Source organism: Pseudoselenomonas caprae, from assembly GCF_008271345.1.
GTDB lineage: Bacteria > Bacillota > Negativicutes > Selenomonadales > Selenomonadaceae > Selenomonas_A > Selenomonas_A caprae.
Genome location: NZ_VTOZ01000076.1, coordinates 1 through 261, shown reverse-complemented (window position 1 = coordinate 261; position 261 = coordinate 1). Strand labels below are relative to the sequence as shown.

1 pseudogene is annotated in these 261 nt (G+C 40.2%); it reads right to left on the bottom strand.

The features are described from left to right. A pseudogene (locus FZ041_RS14630) lies at positions 1–261 on the bottom strand (IS1182 family transposase); the annotation flags it as partial.

Sequence of the window (261 nt, the reverse complement as noted above, 5' to 3'; positions counted from 1 at the left end):
CAAATAGGCAGGAACATATTCCGTGTTAGTTTCAATCTTTACACCGAAGGGAGCCAGTTCCTCGTTAATTTCATGAAAAAGCACTGTTATCTTTTCGTAGAGCCTATACCGGAATTTCTCCGTAGCCTTTTTCCAGATCCAGCTATATTTATTGGCATTGGCCTCAAATTTTGAGCCATCGATGTAAAGATGGCTTAAATCCACATGTTCCTCGGCAAATATCTTTTTGTTGATATCGCAGAACAATTCCTCAACCGATGC